Source organism: Paraburkholderia sacchari (assembly GCF_000785435.2).
Taxonomy (GTDB): domain Bacteria; phylum Pseudomonadota; class Gammaproteobacteria; order Burkholderiales; family Burkholderiaceae; genus Paraburkholderia; species Paraburkholderia sacchari.
In genome coordinates this window covers 873,153-895,061 of sequence record NZ_JTDB02000002.1, presented here as the reverse complement: position 1 = coordinate 895,061, position 21,909 = coordinate 873,153, and the positions used below count along the sequence as shown (strand labels likewise).

Here is a 21,909-nt window from a genome sequence, read left to right as displayed (position 1 = left end):
CCTCATCACAATCATTGGAGAGCGGCAAATGTCACATAGAGATGGATTGTCAGGCGCCCTGCCGGGCGAAACCGATCGTGGAACTGGCCTGGCAGCACGCTTCGATGCCATATGTGCTGAGTATGGCGATCATCTCGCTGTGATCGACGCAACAGGCGAAGAAAGCTATGCCACACTCGCCAGGCGTTCCGCCCGCCTTGCCACCATCCTGAGCCGCCAGGGGCTCGAACGAGGCGAGCGCTGCGCCATCATGGTTCCGCGCAGTCGGGACACGCTGGCTTTGATGCTCGCGATCGTGCGTCTTGGCGCCGTCTATGTGCCGCTCGATCCGGCCTATCCCAAGGCTCAGCTCGATTTCATCGTTTCAGATTGCTCGCCCAGGCTTATCGTCGCCGAAGGTGCCGCTCTCGCAAACGTTGGCGGGCTCAATGGAGTACTAATCGATCTTGCGGATATCGTGGCGTCATCGGAGGCTGCCGAATCCGCGGCGCTCCGAGCCTGCGGCGGGGACGAGCCTGCCTACATCATGTACACCTCCGGCTCGACCGGCAAGCCGAAGGGTGTGATCGTGCCGCACCGCGCGATTTTGCGCCTGGTGCACGGTCAGTCTTTCACTGAGCTGTCGTCGCACACCCGCTTTCTGAATCTCGCGCCCCTCGCCTTCGATGCAAGTACGCTGGAAATCTGGGGCCCGCTTCTTAACGGCGGCTGCGCCGCAATCATCAACGAGGTTCAGCCTTCGCTCGACACGATCGCCGCCGAAATGGCGCGGCTCGGCGTCACGAGCGCCTGGTTCACAGCCGGCCTTTTCAATGCGCTCGCCGACTATCAGCTCGAAGCCTTCCAGCCGCTCAAGGAGGTGCTCACCGGCGGAGACGTGCTCTCGCCCGTCCATGTGCGCAAGGTCATGCAAGCGCACGCGGGACTGCAGATCATCAATGGCTACGGTCCGACCGAAAACACGACCTTCACGTGTTGCTACCGCATTCCGCGCGAAGGCGACGCCCTGGCTCATGGCGAGGCCATTCCCATCGGCGAGGCCATCACGGGCACGCGCGTCTACATCGTGGACGACAAGCTCGAGCCTGTTGAGGAGGGAGAGGTCGGCGAACTCGTCACGGGCGGTGACGGCGTTGCGCTTGGCTACCTCAATCGTCCGGAGCTGACTGCGGAAAAATTCGTCGACGACGTTTTCAACCCCGGCGCCAAACTCTACCGAACCGGCGACCTGGTCCGCCGGCGACCGGACGGTGCCATTGCTTTCCTGGGACGCAACGACCGGCAGATCAAGATCGCCGGCAAACGCATCGAGCTCGACGAAATCGAACACGCGTTGCGCGTGGCGCCCGGCGTGGCCGACGCCGCCGTGGCGGCATTCGAAGGCCGCACGGGCAAGTCCATCGCCGGCTTCGTGAAGGCAGATGTGGCCGATGGTCCCGATGGTGCCGTCTTCCTGAGCGGCTTGCGCGCCCATCTCAAGACGGCATTGCCCGACTACATGGTGCCGGCGGAACTGCGCGTCCTCGCGGCCTTTCCCTTGACACCGAACGGCAAGATCGATCGCAAAGCCCTGCTTGCGGGGCTCGATACGCAAGCCGAATCACCGGCCGCGCCGCAGCCGGTCAATGACGATATCGCCGACAAGCTCGCGGCGGTTTTCGAGAGTCTTCTCGGCAAACCCGTCGATCGCCGCGCGAACTTCTTCGACCTTGGACTGCGCTCGCTCGATCTGATGCGCTCGCACGCCATCATCATGCGCGACGTAGCGCCAACGATCGCACTGGTCGACCTGTTTCGTCATCCGAATGTTGACGCGCTGGCCACCCATATGCGCGCCACGCTCGACATCGCGAACGGGCTCGCAGTCCAGCCCCGCGGTAACACGCATGGCGGGGCGATCGCCGTGATCGGCATGGCGGGACGCTTTCCTGGGGCGCGCAACGTCCGGGAGCTTTGGGCCAATATCCTCGCGGGGCGCGACTGCGTCACGCATTTCGACGTCGCGGAGCTGGAAGACAGTTTCGACGAGGGCACGAGGCGCGAAGAGCGTTACGTGAAAGCGCGGCCGATTCTTCCGGACGTCGACCGCTTCGACGCCGGCTTCTTTGGAATGCTCGCGCGCGAAGCGGCGCTCACCGACCCGCAACAACGGCTCTTTCTCGAGATTGCCTGGGAGGCCTTCGAAGACGCCGGATACGATCCAGCGACGATTGCTGGCGCCGTCGGGGTGTTCGCCGGCACCTCGATGAACACCTACTTCCTCAAGCATGTCCTGTCCGACCGCGCGGTCATCGACGAATTCACGAGCCAGTTTCAGATCGGCGAGTATCAAAAGCTCGTCGGCGCCGGCGATTTTGTCGCCACACGCACCGCCTACAAGCTGGGCCTGACCGGCCCTGCTGTCTCGGTACAGACGGCATGCTCGACCTCGATGACAGCGATTAGCCTCGCCGTCGAGAACCTTCGCGCGGGCCGCTGCGAAATGGCGCTGGCCGGCGGCGTGTCGATCACCTTCCCGCAAAAGCGCGGCTACTTTTACGAGGAAGGCGGAATGGGCGCGGCCGATGGCGTTTGCCGCCCGTTCGATGCCGATGCCAGGGGCACGATATTCGGCAGCGGCGCCGGCGTCGTCTTGCTCAAGCGCCTTGACGACGCCATCGCCGACGAGGATCCGATCTATGCCGTGATCCGTGGCGTCGGCATCAACAACGACGGTTCCGACAAGGTCGGCTTCACGGCACCCAGTGTCGATGCGCAGGCCCGCGCCATTGCCATCGCCCACGCAGAGGCGGGTATCGATCCGGCATCCGTTGGCTATATCGAAGCCCATGGCACGGCGACACCATTAGGAGACCCGATCGAATTCGCCGGCCTCGTCCAGGCATTCCGCCTTGGCGGTGTCGAGGGCGGCCAGTTCTGCGCCCTCGGCTCGGCCAAAGCCAATGTCGGGCACCTCGACGCGGCGGCTGGCGTAACGGGTTTCATATCGGCGGCACTCGCCCTGAGCCACCATACCCTGCCGCCGCTTACGCATTTTCGCTCGCCCAATCCGGCCATCGATGCAGCCAACAGTCCCTTCTTCTTCAACACGGCCGCGCGTCCATGGCCCGAAGGGCCCACACCGCGCCGCGCCGGCGTGAGTTCCTTCGGCGTCGGCGGCACGAACGTCCACGTGGTGCTTGAAGAAGCGCCATGCCGTGCCAGCGCGGGCGAGGCGGAAGAAGGGCTTCAGATCTTGCCGCTCTCCGCGCGCAGCGCACCTGCGCTCGATCGCGCGAAGGCAAGGCTCGCCGACCATCTGGCGGCCCATCCCGCGCTCTCGCTCGCCGACGTGGCGGCGACGCTCCAAACGGGTCGCCGTGCCTTTACCCACCGCGCCGTGGTCATCGCCGACAGCCTCGATCAGGCCCAGGCGAAGCTCCAGAAGGGTGCCATCGAAGCCCAGGCGCCTCAGACCCCGCCCGCGGTGGTCTTTATGTTTCCCGGCCAGGGCGCCCAGTATCCCGGCATGGGAGAAGCGCTCTATCGCACCGAGCCGGTCTATCGCGAGTGGATCGATAAGGGCGCCCAGGCGCTGATGCCACACCTCGGGCTGGACATCCGCACATTGATGTTCAGCGATGCCGCCCAGGGCGACGACGCCCCGCACCCCATCCGTTCGACAATCTACGCGCAGCCGGCGCTGTTCCTCGTCGAATATGCGCTGGCGCAACTGTGGATCTCGCGCGGCATCAAGCCGGCGGCCATGATTGGCCATAGCATCGGCGAACTGGTCGCGGCCTGCGTGGCCGAGGCGATCGGCTTCGACGACGCGCTGTACCTGATTGCCAGGCGTGGCGCGCTCATGCAGTCGGCCGAACCGGGCGCGATGCTGGTCGTGCGCCTTTCGGAAGCCGAACTGCGGCCGCTTCTGCCCGCCGATGTCGACCTGGCCGCCATCAATGCGCCGACGCTCAGCGTCGTGGCCGGCCCCTTCGCGGCCATCGAGGCCTTCGAGGCCACGCTCAAGGCGGGCGACATCGAGCATCGACGCCTGCACACCTCGCATGCCTTCCACTCGCGCATGATGTCCGGCGTCGTCGAAGCGCTTGCGACGGTCGCCGACAGCCTGTCTTTCGCACCGCCAAAGACCCCGTATGTATCCTCGGTGACCGGGCAGTGGGCGGCCATGGATCAGCCCGTGTCGGGACGTTACTGGGCCAGCCATTGCCGCGACGTCGTGCGCTTTGGCGATGCGCTCACCACGGCGACGGCGCAAGGCAAGCCGCTTCTGCTCGAAATCGGCCCCGGCCGGACTCTGACGACCTTCGCCATGCAAGGGTTGTCGAAGGACCGCTATCTGGCCGCGGTTGCCTCCCTGCCTGATTTCGCCATGCGCGACCGGGAACTTGCCGTCCTCGCCGATGCGACCGGGCGGTTGTGGATCAACGGCGTCACGCCGATCTGGAAAACCGTCCAGACCGAAGGTGCGCGCCGTGTCTTGCTGCCGACTTACCCCTTCGAACCCGAACGGCATTGGATTGAAGCACCCGTAGTTGGGCCGACGGTTGGCTCGACAGTTGCGCCTGCACCTGCCCTTCAACCGACGGCGGACGCCGCGCCAATAGCTGCACCAATAGCCGCGCCAATAGCTGCGCCAGCCTCGTCCGCTGCCATCACCGACATTGCCCAGACCGCCATGGCCCAAACCGCTCAAATCGACCGCAAACCGCGTCTCGTCGCCGAACTAGCGTCGCTTCTTGCAGAGATGTCCGGCGAGGCGCCGGATACATCCAATCCGGATCTGACCTTCTGGGATCTCGGTTACGACTCGCTCTTCATGGGCCAAGTCTCCCGCCAGCTTCGCCGCCGCTACGATGTCACGATCAGCTTCCGGCAAATCATGAGCGACTATCCCACGCTGCCCGCCCTGGCGGCGTTCCTCGATGGCGCTTTGCCGCCCGATCCCGAGCAGCCGGTCGCCCCCGTCGCGGCCCCTGCGCCCGCCGCGGCATCCTCCGCTGCATCCTCCGCTGCATCCGCCGGTGCCGCAACGGCCGCCGCTGCGGCACCGGCAGCCCCCATCGTTGCCGCGCAAGTGGCCGGCGTGCCGGCGGCGGGCGACCTCCACGCGGTCATCCGCGACCAGCTCGCTGCGATGCAGTCCCTGATGGCGCGTCAGCTCGAGATGCTTCAAGGGGCGCCGCTCGCGCCCCAGCAACCGTCGGCGGCGGCACCCGTCCCGTCTGCGGCGCCAATCCAGCTCGCAGCCGCACCTGCGGCGCCGGTGCCCGATGCCGCCTCGCGCGCCGCCAGCCCCGAGATCAAGTTCGACGAAAGCCGGCCATCGCGCTTTAACGCGTACAAGCCCGGTGCAACCAGTTCGGCGCAGATGACCGATGCCCAGAAGGCGTTCGTCGCGGATCTGGCGGCGCGCTACTCGGCGAAGACGCTCACCTCAAAGGCGCGTACCCAGTCTTATCGCGCTGTGCTTGCCGACCCGCGCACTGCGAGTGGTTTTCGCGAGGAATGGAAGGAGCTCGTCTATCCCATCGTCGCCCAGCGCTCGAAGGGTTCGAAGATCTGGGACGTCGACGGCAATGAATATATCGATTTGGTCAACGGCTATGGTCAAACCGCGTTTGGCCATACGCCGGATTTCGTGGTGGAAGCGGTCAACGCCCAGATGGCCGAGGGCTTCGCCATCGGCCCGCAGTCCCCGCTTGCGGGCGAAGTCGCCCAGATGTTCGCCGAAATGACCGGACATCAGCGCGTCACGTTCTGCAATACCGGTTCCGAGGCCGTGATGGCTGCCATGCGCCTCGCACGCACGGTGACCGGCAAGGACAAGGTCGTCTGCTTCGACGGCGACTATCACGGCCAGTTCGATGAAGTCCTCGTCAAGCCAGGCAGCGAAGCGGGCCAGCCGCGTGCCTTCCCGGTCGCGCCGGGCATCCCGCAGAGCTCCGTGGGCAATATGCTCGTGCTGCCCTACGGAAGGCCCGAAAGCCTCGAGTGGATCAAAGCCAACATCGACGACATCGCCGCTGTCCTGATCGAGCCCGTGCAATCGCGCCACCCCAACCTGCGGCCGAGGGACTTCGTGCAGCAACTGCGCGAGCTCACGGCGGCCAACGACTCCGCCCTGATCTTCGACGAGGTCGTGACCGGCTTTCGCGTCCATCCGGCCGGCATGCAAGGCTACTGGGGCATCAAGGGCGACATGGCGACCTATGGCAAGGTGGTCGGCGGCGGCCTGCCCGTCGGGGTGCTCGCCGGCAGCGCGCAATTCATGGACGCGCTAGATGGCGGCCAGTGGCAATTCGGCGATGCTTCGGTGCCCGAAGTTCCGCCCACCTTCTTCGCCGGCACGTTCGTGCGTCACCCCGTCGTCCTGGCGGCGATGAAAGCCGTGCTGCTGCATCTGAAGGCGGCAGGCCCGGCGCTCCAGGCATCGCTCGGCGCGCGCATGGACGGCCTCGTGCAGCGTATCAATGCTCATCTGGAGAAAGTCGGCATCGCCACGCGGGCGGAATGCTTCTCGAGCTGGTTCTACATCAACTTTGCGGGCGAGGACCGCCTGGGCAGTCTGTTCTTTGCCTATATGCGCCACCTCGGCATCCACATCATGGAGGGCTTCCCCTGCTTTTTGACGACGAGCCATTCGGATGAGGACATCCGAAGGATCGGTGACGCCTTCATCGAAACCATCGCGGCGCTCCAGGCCGTGGGCATTCTCGGCGGAACGACGCAAGCCCTCGCTGGCACGCAGCCGGCCGAACGCGAGCCGCTCGTGCAATCGCCGCTCACTGAGCCCCAGAAAGAAATCTGGATGTCGGCTCAGCAGGGTCACGAAGCATCGCTCGTGTTCAACGAGTCATTCACGCTCGAACTCACGGGCAAGCTGAACGAAGCCGCTTTCGAGCGCGCCTTCAATGCGACCGTTGCGCGCCACGATGCGTTGCGCGCGCACTTCTCGCGCATCGGCACCACGATGTACGCGGATGCGGCCACAACCGTTCCGCTCGTGCTAATCGATCTGCTGGGCCACGCCGATGCGGCAGGCGAACTCGCGGAAATTGTCGATGCGGAAGCGCGCGAGGTCTTCGATCTCACCCGTGCGCCGCTCGCGCGCGCCGCGCTCGTGCGCCTTGAAGCCCAGAAGTGGGCCTTCGTGTTCACGGCCCATCACATTGTCTGTGACGGATGGTCGATCAATGTCATCCTGCGCGACCTGGCTGCCCTCTACGCCGCAGAAGTGTGGGGCACGCAGCCGCAACTCGACGAAGTGCAGAGCTTCCTCGCCTTCGCCAAGGCACAGGACGAGGCCGGCATCGATGGACAAACGCGTGAATTCTGGTTGAATCTCCATCGCGACCCGGCCCCGCAGCCCGAACTGCCCGGCGACCGCCCGCGCCCGGCGCTCAAGAGCTTTAACGGCGCATCGACCACACGCCATCTGGGCGCGGATCTCCTCAAGCAAGTCAAGGCTGCCGCCTCGAAGCAGGGCTGCTCGCTCTTCGCCGCTCTGTTCGGCGCGGCCCAGGTGCTGTTCGGCAGGCTGTCCGGCAATGATGATGTCGTCATCGCTGCACCCATGGCGGGCCAGTCTCAAGCCGGCGAAGCGCTGCTGGTCGGGCACTGCGTGAACTTCCTGCCCTTGCGCGTGAGGTTCGAGCGCGACAAGCCCTTTGCCACGCACATGAAGGCCGTGCGCGATCATCTCTACGATGCGGGCGACCGGCAGAACTACACCTATGGCGCGCTGGTGCGCGATCTCGGCATCAAGCGGGATTTCAACCGCCTTCCGCTCACCGATCTGCAGTTCAACCTGGAGAAGGTCGACGGCGAGCTCGACATGGCCGGCGTGACGACGCGCTTTACGCCGAACGCGAAGGCCTATAGCAACTTCGATCTGTTCCTGAACGTGATCGAATCGGCGCAAGGCCTGCGTCTGGACTGCGATTTCAACACCGACATCTATGACGAGTCGACGATCCAGCGCTGGCTTGGCCACTATGAGACCTTGCTGGGCGCGATCGCGCGCGATCCCGAAATGCCGGTCGCCGCATTGCCGCTCTTGCGCGAAGAAGAGATCCACCATCTTCGCGACGAGCTGAACGCGTCCCTGTGCGCCTTCGATCTGTCGCAGACCACCCCGGCAATGATCGCCGCACAGGCCCGCCTGACGCCCGATACGACCGCCGTATCCGACGAAACGGCAAGCCTGTCCTATGGCGATCTCGACGCACTCGCAAACCAGATCGCGCGCCGGCTCGTGGCGGCGAGCATCGCGCCGCACTCACGCGTCGCCATCGCGATGGACCGGACGGCGCTGACCGTGGCCGCCATGATTGGCGTGTGGCGAGCCGGTTGTGCCTACGTGCCCCTCGACATGACGATGCCGCCTGCACGCGTGCGACAGATCCTCGATAGCGCGGAGCCCGCCGCCATCCTCAGCGATCACGTCAGCCGCCTCGCGCTCGAAGCGGGCGCGCATCGCGTGCTCAATCTCGAGGCCCTCCTCGAGCAAAGCGACGACGAGGCCGTGCCTTTGCCCGTCGTGTCCGATGCGCATTCGGCCTACGTGATCTTCACTTCGGGCTCGACGGGGCAACCCAAGGGCGTAGAGATTGGCCATCGTGCGCTGAGCAACTTCCTGCTGTCGATGGCGCAAGCCCCCGGCTTCGCGGCGAGGGACAGCATCGTCGCGGTCACCACGTTCTCCTTCGATATTTCGGGGCTCGAACTATTCCTGCCGCTCATCGTGGGTGGGCAAACCTTCATCGCCGGCCATGCAGAGGTGCGCACCGGCTACGAGCTGGTGACGCGACTGAAGGCGGAAGCCGCCACCGTCTTGCAGGCGACGCCTACGCTTTGGCGCATGCTGCTGGAGGCGGGCTTCAAGGCGCCGAAGGGCTTCAAGATCCTTTGCGGCGGCGAGCCGTTGCCACGCGATCTCGCCGACGCGCTGCTCGCAACCGGCGCTCAGGTGTGGAACCTCTACGGCCCGACCGAGACGACGATCTGGTCTTCGGCTTCTCGTGTGGACGCGAGCGGACCTGTGGTGATCGGCGCTCCGCTCGCCAATACGGATCTGCATGTGCTGACCGACGACCTGCATCTGGCGCCGCTAGGCGTGAGCGGCGAACTGTGGATTGGCGGTGCGGGCCTGGCGAAGGGGTACTTCAACCGCCCCGACCTCACCGACGCCGCCTTCAAGTCGGTTGCGATCGAGGGCGCCGCGCCGCGCCGGCTCTACCGCACCGGCGATCTCGCGAAGCGGCTCGCCGACGGCTCATTGCAGCACCTCGGCCGCCGCGATCAGCAAATCAAGCTGCGGGGCTTCCGGATCGAGATCGAGGAGATCGAGGCAGCCTTGCGCAATGCGCCAGGTGTTGCCGCGGCGGCGGTCGCGCTGCATACGGTCAGCGGCAATGCCCGCCTCGTGGGCTACCTTGTCGATGCGAGCTCGGGGAAGACCGACCACGCGGCGGTAGCGGCGCATGTCGGCGCGCAGTTGCCTGCCTATATGGTGCCCACCTTGTGGATGACGCTCGACGCGCTGCCTCAGACCAGCAATGGCAAGCTCGACCGCAAAGCCCTGCCCGTGCCGACGCCCGACATGGTGGCCACGCCGGTGCGCCAGCCGCATGCCGCGCTCAAGGTGGTCCCGAACTCTCCCATGCCGAGCGAAGCGGCGACGATCGAGACCACAGCATCCGAGCCTGTGTCGACCGAATCAGTGGCCGACTCAGTGGACGAAACAGCAGCCGACTCAGTGACCGACTCAGTGACCGACCCGGTGACCAGCTCCGTGGCGAACCCAGCAGCCGAGCCCGCGGCCATGACGCCGACTCAGGCCGCCATCGCCGCGGTCTGGCGCGATGTCCTCGGCCTGCAGCACATCGACATCGACCAGAAGTTCTTCAGCCTCGGCGCGGACAGCCTCCAGCTCTTTCGCATCGTCGCGCGAATGAACGAACGCGGGCTGGGCGTGGATGCGCGCCAACTCATGAAGAACGTGACGATCGCCGAACTGGCCGCGAGCCTCGATGGCACGCAGGAGCAGGAGCCGACGCAGGCCCCGGCCGTGATGCGGCCATCGATTCTCAACTTCAAGCGCAGGCATGCCGAGGGAGCATGAGCGATGAACGGGATAGCCTTGAACATCGCCGACACTCACGAACTCGAGGCCGGCTACGCCCTCTTCCCGGCGACCGCCTGCCAGGTACGGTTCTGGCATGAGCAGAGGGCATCGCCGAACGCCTCGGCGCTGAATATCGCCTTCCGGCTGCAGTTGTCGGGGCCGCTGAAAGCCGCGAGTCTCGAACAGGTGCTCGGCGAACTGGTCGCGCGGCACGAGATCTTGCGTACCGGTTTCCTGATGACGGGCGCAGGGCTGCGCCAGCAAGTCTGGAGCGACGTGCCGTTCCAGCTCGAAGTGGTCGACCTCGCGGGCATCGAGGAAAATGCCGCCCTTGCACAAGCCGAGCGAGTCGGTCGCGAGCAGGCCCGCACACCGTTCGAATTGACGTCGCGCTCCTTCTTTCGGGCCGTATGGCTGCCCAGGTCGGTCACGCAGGGAGAGTTGCAGCTGACCTTCCACTCGCTCGTCATGGACGGCTGGTCGCTTGGGATCCTCGTGCGCGAACTCGTGGAAGGGCTTGCCGCATTGCATGGCGGCCACGCCCCCGAATGGCCCGATGTCGAGCTTCACCATGGCGACTATGCGCTATGGAAGGAAGAGTTCCTGGCGAGCGGCGCGCTCGATCGCGCGCGCGCCCATTGGCGCGAGGAGCTTCAGGATTTCAACCGCTTCGACGTTCCCGGAGATCGTCCCCGACCTCAGGAGCGACGCTTCCAGGGCGTGATTCGCTCGACGCTTTTGCCCGGCGCACTGAGCGAACGGCTGATCGCAGCCGCCAAGGCCCAGGGTGTGACGCTCTTCAGCGTGGCGGCGGCGGGCCTTGCAATGGCGCTGAAACCGGCGGCGGGCCAGACCAGCGTTGCCATGGGCACCCAGATGTCGCTGCGGGATCAGCAGGAGCTGGAGGGCGTGGTCGGGCCGCTCATCAATACGGTGATCCTTCGCCTCGACGTTCCAGAAGGCAGCACGCTCGCCTCCGTCACCGCGCAGTGCGGCGCCAAGCTCAGTGAAGCCATCGAACATCTCCACTTGCCGTTCGAAGAGATGATGGAGCTGGCCGGCGAAGTTTCCGAAAAGGATCGCCCGCCACTTTGCTCCGTCAATTTCGCTCTGCAAAAGAGTTTTGTCGGCATGGACGATGAAGTTCGCCGGCACGATTTCGCCGCCACGACCTCGCCCTCATTCAATGCGGGCGCACTCTACGACCTCAATTTTTTCATGGTGCGACGCCCGGATGGCTGGCGCATCTCCTGTGAAGGCGACACGGATCTCTACGATGTGGAGACGATCGACGGCCATATCGCAAAGTGGCGCGAGGTGCTGGAAACCGTCGAGGTCGTGGCGCAACGTCCGTTGGCGCCGGTTCACCACAGTGTGCCCGGCAAAGGGACGCCGAGGTTCGTGGCAGGCGTGGGCGCCAGTGGGTTCATGAGTCAGGCCGAGCTGGAGGCGAAAGCGCGCAATATCGTTCAGTTCAATGAGGAAGCGCCGGGAACGCCGATCATCGCGCTCAACAACACGGCCGTGCTCTTCGGGCTGGCTCAGCAGTTCGCCTGCGAGCGGCCGCTCATCGATATCCCGATGGTGCCCGAAGGCGCCCCGCGCGAGTTCCCACAGCGGGCCTTCCAGGATATCACAGCGGACGCCGTGCGGCTCATCAGGCTCGCCCGGCCAAGAGGTCCCTATATCCTCATGGGGCACTGCGTGCTGGGCGCGATGTCGCTGGAGGCGGCCCATCAGCTGCGGCGCGAGGGCGAAACGGTGGAGCTCATCATCCTCAACGATTCCTGGTGTCCGGGTTATCGCGAGATGATGCCCTGGTACGACCGGCAGCTGCGCAAAATGCAGGTGCGCGCAGACAACATCCCGCGCGACTTTCGCAAGGCCATGCGCGGCGAGACCTCCATGGCTGCATTCCTCAACCAGTACCGGATCGTCCGCTGGCTCCACATTGCAGACGTCGCGCTGAAGCTTGGCCTGATCAAGGGCGACGCTTCGGAGCATCTCGTTGCCGAGAATCGCTGGTACATCGAGTATCTGCTGGCTCAGCAAGCACGATATCGTCCTGCGCCCTATGACGGCGACGTGCAAATCTTCCGCAGCGATCAGGCGCTCAAGGGGAGGCTGTTCGCCTGGGATCTGGGATGGCAATCGGTGGTAACGGGCAAACTGGTCGTGACCCCGGTCCCAGGGATGCACGACCAGATCTTCCGCCCGGCCGGCGCCGCTGTCATTGCAAAGCAACTCCATGAGCGTTTGGGCGGAATTGGAGCCAGCCCCGCAGTCGACGGCGCTCCTGGCGAGCAGGATGCTCCCCCGACGCACCTGAGTCGCGCCAATGCTTAACCGTGGCGACTTGATAAGGACTGCTGGGCACGCCGTGGCGTGTTCCAGCAGACCAGTCGATAGCGGGTTTGCGCGAAGCGTTCGTGAACCGAAGCGCGGTCGAAATGAGAAGCAACTGTGCTGGCGACGCATGCGACGCCAGCGCGTGCGCTCAGCGCTTGACCAGCCGCCGAACCGCGTTTAGCGGCGATATCAATCTACTCACTGGAGAGTAGACGACATCGGAAAAGGACTTTGGATTGCGGTGTTCCAGCGTCGAAATGGCCCGCCTCTTCAGGCTGTCACGCAATGGCGAAAGCCCGGGCGGCAACGGCGTTATGCCGATCTTGCGCAGCAGGTAGTTGGCCTGATAGACCCTGGCACGCTGCTCGAGCGACTTCATGCAGTAGTTGATGCTGAGGCTCACCGAGATGTTGTCGCCGTTCTTTACCCAGTGCGGCGCCAATGAGGGGTGATGCACCACTTCCCCCGGAGAGAGCCGATAAACCGTGCCGCGGTCCTGCAGTTGCGGGCGATACAACGCCGCTTCGAAGTTGCCGCTGTAGTAACGCTCGATCTCCTGATCCGGAACCAACTCGCGATCGGTCGCAGGAAAAAGACAGACGTCCTTCGAGCCCTGCAGCTGGAAAAGGAAGTTGGTTTCGTGATCGATATGAAAAGGCGTGGCGATCCTGGGCGAGGTGAGCAGCAGTGTCATCGACACCCAGGTCATATCCTTGCGCAGCGGCCAGCCAGACAGGTCCTCGAGTTCGGATGTAATGACATCAAGCACCTGCGCATACTCGGGATCGTAATCTTGCGCCCGGGTGAGCTTGATCCATGTGCCGTTTTCGCCAAGACGGGAAACCGTCTCGGCCAGTTGCTCGCTGCGCGACAATGCGCTGAACTTTTGGTCGATGGTGCCGTGCTTGAGTGCACAGAAATGACCATCTTTCCTGTCAATCATCCGCTTGGCGAGCTCCACGAGTCGAGGGATCTCGAACAAGCCGCTTTCGTGCAACGTATGATTGAATTTGAACGGATGCAAATTGAAATTACTTTTGAATTCTTTCTCGCAAACCTGAAGAATGTTCTCTTTGGCATGAGGTTGGTGTGACGAATTCGCCGAGACGGTACCATCGCTGAATACAGACATGGCACACCTTCATAGGTTGGAGAGCACTGCTTGTTGGAGAGCACTGCTTTCAGCCTACGCCCCCGCATGGCGGCCAGATGTGCGCTGAACAACATCTGCATTCATTTCGCATCGTCCTGGCTTGCGCCCACCTCCTCGCGCACCCGCGAAGCTGACTGCGTGCTTTCAGCAAAGCTCGGTTGCAGAAACGCGATGACCTCGGCATCGGTGATCGGCTTGATATGCAGTCCCAATGCGGCATTCAGGGAAGCCACGAGGTGCTGCGTCCAAAGGGTATTCCAGACGACCCCGGCATGACTGTCCGACACGACGGCGTTGTGCGGATCGTCGCCGGACGTATTGGTGATTGCCCAGCCTGGTGACAAATGCACCGTCTTGTAACGCGGGCGCCCCTGCGGGTCACGCGTGCCCCACAGGCTCCTGAACCAGGCGCGATCATCAAGAAAGTGGACATGGGGATTCGCCGCGGCCAATTTGCGCAAGCCATCATCGAACAGATCCATGCCAGCATCGATATTGGCCATTTGCCTGGCCGATTGCCAATTGTCGAACTCAGCGGACCAGTCCGCGTTGCTGAGTACGCCCACGAGCACAATGTAGGTGTGCGGATGGTGCGCGCGGATCAAAGCGACCGCCGCGCCAATTTCCTTGATGCAACCGTCGACGAGGGCCCGGGGACGCGCTGCATTCCGATCACGGGACAACTCATCGAGTACGTCGTGTGCACCGATATCGTTGATGCCGATGCGGATCAAGACGATGCCGCCTCGCCAGGCCCGCGGCTCCGTGTTCATCAAGTCCACGAGCCGGATCGCCTCGCGCAGCGGATGCCCCATCAACTGGTTGCAGGTCGCGCCGCTGACTGCAAAGTTGTAGCGGTAGTCGTCTTTGGGAGGCGTGCGGGCAAGCACGCCGAAGGCTTCGTCGAAATAGGCGCGATACTTCCCGGTGCCCCACGCGCCCCATGTGCCCAGGTCAACCTGGTCGCCGCGCAGTCGCCCAAGCACCTCGGTCCACTGCCAGGTGGTCGCACGCCAGGGGCCCCCTCGCGCGTCCGGATCGCCCAACATCAATGTGTCATGGTAGGACTGGCTGTCGGAATCCCCGAGCACGGCAAATCGTAGCCGGCCAGATTCCCCTGCAGCCCCGGCAGCAATAGCGGCTGAAGGCGAGCGCAGCAGACTGGGCACGGCCAGTCGGGCAGCGATGAGGCCGGCCAGGGTCATCGTGCCGCAGACCGCAACCACCACCGCTTTACGCAAACGGGACATAGCAGACGTTTTTCCCATGTATCGGCCGTGAACATGCCGGTTCAACACCGGCCGCCCAGCACGGTTTCACGAAGTCAGTACCGATTGGCGAATCCGCGATCGCTTGCCCTCGAACCAGCCAAGCACCGGTTTTTCGATGTACAGGTGAACACCCAGTGCAAACATGACGGCCATGCCTGCAACGCAGCACGCCGCCACGTAAAGGCTGAGCGCGTGGTGGAACGCACCGGATTTGATCGCCTTGGCAAACAGGATCATGAAAAATCCGTGCGTCAGATAGAGAACGTAGGAAGCGTTTCCGAGCACGGTCAAGGCTCGCCCCGCCCTGCCGCCGCTGTCGACCGATTGCGCGAACGCGGCTACGAGAAGCGTCGCCGGAATCCCCCAGGCCCACCATCTGAAAGAGAACGGCAGGCCCGATGTGGCTTCAGTGGGCGAGGCCAGCGCAGCCCACCAAAAGAGCGCGACACACGTCATCGATACTATCCATTTCAAGCGCAGGCCCGATTCAGGCAGCCGCGCGCTTGCCATGCCAAGGAAGATGCCGCCCAAAAATTCGAGCACGATCGGGTTGCCGTAATAGTGGCCTTGCGCGGTGGCCCCTGCCACATCGAGCGCTACCGGGACACCCGCGAGCAGGGCGGCGATCAGCACCACGCGGTACCTATGCCACGGAAGACACAGCGCAGCGGTACAGATGAGGTAAAAGTAAAATTCATAGACGAGCGTCCACGCCACGCCGAGCACCAATCCCCCCGATGTGGTGGGCGGGAGCAACAGCACGGACTCGCTGAGGCCAACGGCGCTAAGCTGCACGTGTCGATACGCGATCCCGCTCCAAGACAGCGCAACGACAATGGCGAGACATGCCCAATAGGGCGGCATGATTCGCGTGAATCGACGCGCGAAGAAGCGCCTGGCTGACGCTTGCGATGAGAACCCTCGTGTTGTATGCCACATCACCAGCCCGCTGATGACGAAAAAGATGTCGACGCCACACGCTCCTACGCGCTGCATGGTCGGAAAGATGTGCGCCAGCGGACTCCCCGAGGCCTCTTCAAGGATATGGTGCGCCAACACCGCGAAGGCGGCAACGAAGCGCAAATGTTGCAAGCCATAGAGTCTGGTGTGACGTTCCATACGGGCCGCCAATAGAGCGATGCGGTTGGAAAAGCGGAAATCACGGGCTCGCGGCTGGGGTTTCTGAGCACGAGCCCTGGCGGCGGCATTGCCCGTTCATGAGGATCAAAGAGGCCCCATTCGGGGGCTTCCGTCATTCAAACTCCATCCACATACGTGGACCGAATTTTTATTCGGCCGCTGTTCCAGCCACGTAGCGTTTCAACCCAGTAATAAGCGCCGCGCAAAGGCGATTTCAATCTCTCGAGCCAGCGGGAGCGACGATCCGACTCGGATCGCGTCGGTCCGATATCAGATGCGATCCCCTTGCTCCCATGTTTTAGCAACATGTCCTGGATGCATGGCGCCGGGTGCCATTGAAACACGGACATTTCGTCCAGATCGCCGTCAAACATGACGAGATCCACTGCGCGATCCGCTCGCGCAAAACGATCGACCATCCTGCGGCACCCATCTCTCGAAATGATGTAGGCGGCCGTGCCCGAGTGATTGCTCCGTAACCGGTGCAGCCCCGTGTGACCCGGCAAATTCACGCCTTGCCTGTCAACGAATATCCCAGCCAGAAATGTCTCCAGCTTTATGATGTCGTAGCAAAATCCTCGGGAGATTTTCTCCTGAATGGATTCGACAAGCATTCTTGCGTCCCGGCAGAAGTGAACATCATCCTCGAGCACGAGCGCATGATCGATCCCTTCGTCCAGCACCTTTTTCCAGATGGTGTAGTGACTGAGCGCGAGCCCCTTTTCGGGCGCCGTGCAATTGCCGCGCAGCAGTGGCAGCGCCAGCGTTCGACTCATGGCTTCTATTTGCGCGGGGCCCAAAGCGGGAAACCGTTCCCAGGCATAGCCCAGCCTGTCGAGCTGCTCCGCCATGTGGTTCAGTCTGTCGGTGGACCTGTCGAGATTGATGACGAATATCTTCATTGACTCCGGCAACGTGCTCCGTTGCCCTCCCCTTTTCTGCGTCGCATGCGAATATCGGCGTCGGCGCTCGCCCTGGCACAGGCTGCGCTCAGCCCTGACCAATCGTAGGAGGGCTTTCCACTACCGGTCGGTGGGTTGCCCAACAATTCCGGGCGGGAAAGGCCGTCTCGCGACCATCGCGCACCGCCACTCGTGGCAGCCCGGAAGCCTCGGCTGAAAGCGCCGCTGGGGTACGCAAGCGCACAAACAAGGCCACGATCCACCAGGCACAATTGATCTAACCTGTTTGCCGGGCGGCCGCGCGCTGTTCCGGGATGGCCCAGACTGCCGCATATCATGACCGCCAAGCCCACACTCAAACGAAACGCGATCTTCAACTTTCTGGGTAGCGTGCTACCCATTTTTGTTTCGCTCGTCAGTACACCGGTCTATCTGCATCATATTGGCGCGGAGCGCTTCGGCGTACTCGCCATTCTCTGGATGCTGCAAGGATATTTCGGATTCTTCGATCTCGGCCTGTCCTTCGCCGCGTCCAACCGCATTGCACAGCTTTCTGACGCGACGCCTGCCGAGCGGGAATCCGTATTCTGGACCGCGTTGCTGCTCAATTTGGGCTTCGGTCTTGTCGGGGCGCTTCTGTTGTTTGCGCTCATGCACGTCATGCTCGCGCAATTCGACATCGGTCCCGTGCTGAGCGCGGAACTGCGGCCCGCGCAGGCCTGGATCTGCGCTCTCGTGCCGCTTACGAATGTGATTGCCGCATGCAATGGGGCGATGTCGGGGCGCGAACAGTTTGGCATCGCCAATGCCGTGCAGTTTGTCGTCGTGATGCTGTTCCAGCTGTCACCGCTATGCGTTGCGATCGTCTTCGGACCGAACCTGCACTATCTCGTGTTCGCGACCCTCTTTGCCAGCGTGATCTCGCTCATCATCACGTTCTGCACAATGGCCCATGTTTTCCCGCTGCGGCTTGCCGCTGGACCCGACCGCAAGCATGTGCGGCCGCTCTTTTCCTATGGCGCGTGGATCAGCATTACAGGATTCGCGACGCCGGTGCTCGAGACGGCCGATCGCTTGCTGATCGGCCATGTGCTGGGCCCACAAGCCGTAACCTACTATCAGGTGCCGTTCAGTCTTGCTGCACGCGCGCGTCTGGTGCCAAGCGTCATCACCCGCACGCTGTTCCCGCGACTGTCCGCCCTGGGCGGTCACGATGCCGCCCAGCTTTCCCTGCTCGCCCTGCGCGGGCTCACACTCGTGATGACGCCGGCCATCGTGTTCGGCATCTTTCTGATGCGGCCGTTTCTTTCGTTGTGGGTGGGCCACGACTTCGCGAACAGTGCATCCTCGGTTGGCGAGACCATTCTGCTCGGCGTCTGGATTAATTGCCTCGCGGTTGTGCTGTCTTGTCATTTGCAGGCTGAGGGGCGGCCGGGCGTCGTGGCACGGTTTCAGCTAGTCGAAATCGTGCTTTTTATCGCCAGCCTCTGGTGGGCGCTTCATGCCTTCGGCGTACTCGGTGCGGCGCTTGCGTGGAGCGCACGATGCGCGCTCGATGGCGCCCTGCTCTTTTGGGCCGCGCATTTCGGCCGGCAACACCTTCGCCAGCTCATTGTGCCCGCGCTGTTGATTCTCGCCGCCTACGGGAGTTCGTTCGTGCTCGATTCGCTTTCGCTCGCGGGCGTGGCGGCCTGGGTGGGACTCACCTGCACGGCCATCGCATGGTCGATTTCGGCAGAGCCTCGCGCCTGCGCGAAAATCGTCCCGGTGCTTGCGTCTTTCTTCGAGCGCAATCGCGAGCGCATCTGGAAAAGAAAGAGCGCTCAGGTAGCGCGCAACGAGATCTCCCTCAAACGCACAACCCGCGAATGCGCTCAGCAGCCCATGTCTTCCGAAGCGATGCCGGAAACTGCGGCTTGCGGCGACACGAGTTTGCGCAGCAATGCATCCAGTGTTACCAAGACATGCATCGGACGGAGCTTGCGTTAGGGCAGCCCTGATTTCACGAATCTGGCCGCCTGCGGGTCGCAAGCTGCGATCAGACGAGCCGCCGCCACGGTTCCAGCGTGCGGCTCGGATCACTTCGCAAGGCCAGGCTACGTCTGCGCTGCGACGCGTTCGAAGTAATACCCATAGTAACTATCGACTTCGTACTCGGTCTTGAAGGGGATGCGCATGCGGCGCTCGTTCAGGTCCCAGTGATCCCGCACGCGATAGCCAAGGGCCTGCATGTCGGCGACCAAACGCCCGATCGACTCCACCCGGTACGGGCACACGGCAACCCCGAGATTCTGCAAGGTGAAGAATGCCTTTTGCGGGTGCAAGGGTATGAGATTGAACAAAACGTGACGCGGCGGATGCGAAAGCTCGCCAATCAGCGACGGCAAGCGATATCCAAGGTACTGCAACGCGCCGGTGCTGATGAGCACATCAAAGCCGTCCGCTCCGTGAGGCGTTTCGCTGAATGTCAGCGCGCCCAGTTTGTCGCGTTCCGAGGCAAGGCGCCTGCCTGCGGCCACCACGTGAGGCAGGTCATGCACGCACCAAACCAGGTCGGACGGAAATGAAATGTAATGCTGATATCCGTAGTAGGCGAGACCCAGGTGGCCACCGATATCGAATATCCGGCGCCCGCCTGCACTCAGGATCTGATTGATCCAGAAGAGCGCTGGGTAGTCGCATGTTCGCAGCGATTGCAATTGATCCAGATATCTCGTGGTCACTTCTTCGACGTCGTAGGTCGAGGGCAATTTCGCCGAAGCAATACGCTGCGCCTCGTCCAGCGCTTCCTGATAAGTGTCGTAGACGCCAAAGTACAGGTTGCCGCTGCGATAGGGCTCGCGGAAATAGCGTCGGTACAGGGGCGCACTCAAGAGCCTTATGCCAGGAAGCTCCGAGATCTCGCGCGCGATGCGCAGTAGCCCACGACGCAGGTGCTGCCGTCTCACGGCGGAATCGTATGTGCTCATACCCGATCTCCTGACACGATGTGGATTTTGAGTACCGTCTAAATGAAACGCTTGACCTCTTTGGTGCCGAAACCATTACCGGTTGGCCGCGTTCACCGCTTCCAGCAGTTCTCGCGCGGCCCTTTCCCAGGTAAAAGCGGCGGCATGCCGGCGACCTTCGGCGATCAACGCTTCACGCAGCGCTTCATCGTCGAGCACAGTGCGGATCTTTAGACTCCACGCCTGCGGATCGAACGGGTCCGCATAGAGCGCGGCGTCGCCACAAACCTCGGGAAGTGCGCCGAGCGGAGCGGCAAGAACCGGACAGCCTAGTGCCATTGCCTCCAATGGCGGCAGGCCAAATCCTTCGGTTAGCGAAGGGAAAGCAAGCGCCCCCGCATGGCTCATCAAGCCCGCCAGTTCCGGGTCGGAAACACGGCCCGCGAATCGCACATTAGGCGGCACCACGTGCCCTAGCACTTCGAAGTCGGCTTTGGTTGCCGCCCCGAACAGCACGAGTGCAACGTCCCGAAGCTCCGGACCTGAAAAGGCATTGAGCAGAACGGCGATGTTCTTGTGCTTCTGGGTGTTGGCGAGCGCGAGAACATAGCGCTTCGATTCAAGGTTCAAAGCCGCAAGCGGCCGCGCGTCGGGCTGCACGAGCAAGACATGATCGCAGCCGTTATGTATGACCGTGATCTTTTCCGCGCTGGCAATGCCATATCGCACGAGCTCGCCTTTAGAGAACTCCGAAACGGTAAAGATAATCCTGTGCCGTCTGCCGATGAAAAAGAAAAGGAATTTGTACCAGAGCCGAAAACCTGGCGAATACGAATCCGGCGCGGAATAGACTTGGGCGTCGTGAATCATCGTCGCGGAATCACGGTGCAACAGCGGCCCGAGGTTGCAGAGATTGAGGATGAAGTCCTTTCTGCGCGCCATCGGAAGATAGCATTGCTCCCACGCTATGCGGTGCATCCTGCGAGCCAGCGGGTTCTCGCGGACGCACAGAATATTGCGGTAAGGTGGAACGGCGATGCGATTCCTCACCACCAGAGCATAGTCGACGCCACTGCCGGTTTGTTTCGCTATCAACGCATCGGTCGCGGCGATCAACTGTTCTGCCACCCTGTGCACACCCGTTGGCGCCGCCCCGAAGAATTTGCCGTTGAACGCTATCGTCCTGTACTGCACGGTGCTCATAGCTTCTCCGCTCGCTCAGGAGTCAGCCTTCCTCGCATGCAGTCCCAAAAGCCGATCAGATTGCCGCTCAGTCGACCGCGGCGGTCGATCCAGGGCTCCGGCGCGAGGCTTCGCACCACATTGCTGGCGACATTGCGCACGACATGATCGAGCGCGTCGCGCACGGACATCGTCTTTCTGCTCACCAGATAGAGTGGATTGACGACCTGCGAATAGCCGAGTTTGCGCCCCGACACCCGCCCCCCTTTGGTTCCCAGGTGCACGCCGACAGCGCTGGTGATACGCACGACGCGCCCCCCCCGGTTGCGGATCTGGCCTCCAAAATCACGGTCCTCCTGCCAGCCATAGAGCACAAGGCGCTCGTCAAAACGCAGGCCGGCAATGCTGCTTGCCCGGAATGCCATGTTGCAGCCATACGGGCCCCGGGTAGGAATCACCGTCGACGCCTGCCTCGCCGTGCTCGCGCGCGCGAGAATAGCCTGTCCCTGTTCAATGGAAAGACCCGGCCCGTGGATGCCGTCTGCGAGTAGCGTGCCAGTCACACAGGCGATGGTGGGATCGCTGTTTAGCGCATCGACGATTTCGGAAATCCACGTGCGATGCATGAGGAAATCATCGTCCAGGAAAATCACGACGTCGAAGCCGGCCGGCACATGATTGAGTGCCGTATTGCGTTGCACAGTAAGGCCGGGCCGTCCCTTGACCACGAGTAATCCGGGGCGATCCGCAAGATCGCCAGCATCCTCGTTCGACACGCAGGAGACGATGATCAGTTCCGGCTTCAGCGTCTGCGCATCCACGGAAGCGATGACAT

10 protein-coding genes are annotated in these 21,909 nt (G+C 62.9%); 3 read left to right on the top strand and 7 right to left on the bottom strand.

The window, feature by feature from the left end; genetic code table 11:
- Positions 1 to 28: 28 nt before the first annotated feature.
- Both NH14_RS10730 and NH14_RS10725 read left to right on the top strand, forming a co-directional pair.
- Positions 29 to 10,126: a hybrid non-ribosomal peptide synthetase/type I polyketide synthase gene (locus NH14_RS10730; protein WP_052148055.1), complete on the top strand. Its 10,098-nt coding sequence runs from the start codon at positions 29 to 31 to the stop codon at positions 10,124 to 10,126.
- 3 nt (positions 10,127 to 10,129) lie between these two features.
- Complete coding sequence (locus NH14_RS10725) at positions 10,130 to 12,475, top strand: condensation domain-containing protein (protein ID WP_035526600.1); 2,346 nt, start codon at positions 10,130 to 10,132, stop codon at positions 12,473 to 12,475.
- Positions 12,476 to 12,626: 151 nt separating this feature from the next.
- Here the strand turns inward: NH14_RS10725 and NH14_RS10720 are convergent, their stop codons facing one another.
- The 4 genes from NH14_RS10720 to NH14_RS10705 all read right to left on the bottom strand — a co-directional run bounded on the left by NH14_RS10720 (position 12,627) and on the right by NH14_RS10705 (position 16,944).
- Entirely contained in the window at positions 12,627 to 13,610 is a 984-nt protein-coding gene (locus NH14_RS10720) for a cupin-like domain-containing protein (protein ID WP_035526603.1), read from the bottom strand.
- A gap of 101 nt (positions 13,611 to 13,711) precedes the next feature.
- Positions 13,712 to 14,881, bottom strand: a complete 1,170-nt coding sequence (locus NH14_RS10715; protein WP_052148056.1) for an SGNH/GDSL hydrolase family protein — start codon at positions 14,879 to 14,881, stop codon at positions 13,712 to 13,714.
- Between the two features lie 66 nt (positions 14,882 to 14,947).
- A complete protein-coding gene (locus tag NH14_RS10710) occupies positions 14,948 to 16,021 on the bottom strand; it encodes an acyltransferase family protein (protein WP_035526606.1) in 1,074 nt (357 codons plus the stop codon).
- A gap of 137 nt (positions 16,022 to 16,158) precedes the next feature.
- Entirely contained in the window at positions 16,159 to 16,944 is a 786-nt protein-coding gene (locus NH14_RS10705; RefSeq protein WP_035526609.1) for a glycosyltransferase family 25 protein, read from the bottom strand.
- A 336-nt stretch (positions 16,945 to 17,280) separates the two neighbouring features.
- Between NH14_RS10705 and NH14_RS10700 the strand changes: the two genes are divergently transcribed.
- Positions 17,281 to 18,933 (top strand): flippase, encoded by a 1,653-nt coding sequence (locus NH14_RS10700; RefSeq protein ID WP_035526621.1) that lies wholly within the window; start codon positions 17,281 to 17,283, stop codon positions 18,931 to 18,933.
- 107 nt (positions 18,934 to 19,040) lie between these two features.
- Here NH14_RS10700 and NH14_RS10695 read toward each other — a convergent pair whose 3' ends face one another.
- From NH14_RS10695 to NH14_RS10685, 3 genes are all read right to left on the bottom strand, one after another.
- Entirely contained in the window at positions 19,041 to 19,913 is an 873-nt protein-coding gene (locus NH14_RS10695) for a methyltransferase, TIGR04325 family (RefSeq protein ID WP_052148057.1), read from the bottom strand.
- A gap of 75 nt (positions 19,914 to 19,988) precedes the next feature.
- Complete coding sequence (locus NH14_RS10690) at positions 19,989 to 21,095, bottom strand: glycosyltransferase family 4 protein (protein ID WP_035526624.1); 1,107 nt, start codon at positions 21,093 to 21,095, stop codon at positions 19,989 to 19,991.
- Complete coding sequence (locus NH14_RS10685) at positions 21,092 to 21,895, bottom strand: glycosyltransferase family 2 protein (protein ID WP_244143438.1); 804 nt, start codon at positions 21,893 to 21,895, stop codon at positions 21,092 to 21,094. The genes NH14_RS10690 and NH14_RS10685 overlap by 4 nt, the downstream gene beginning before the upstream one ends.
- Positions 21,896 to 21,909: the final 14 nt, after the last annotated feature.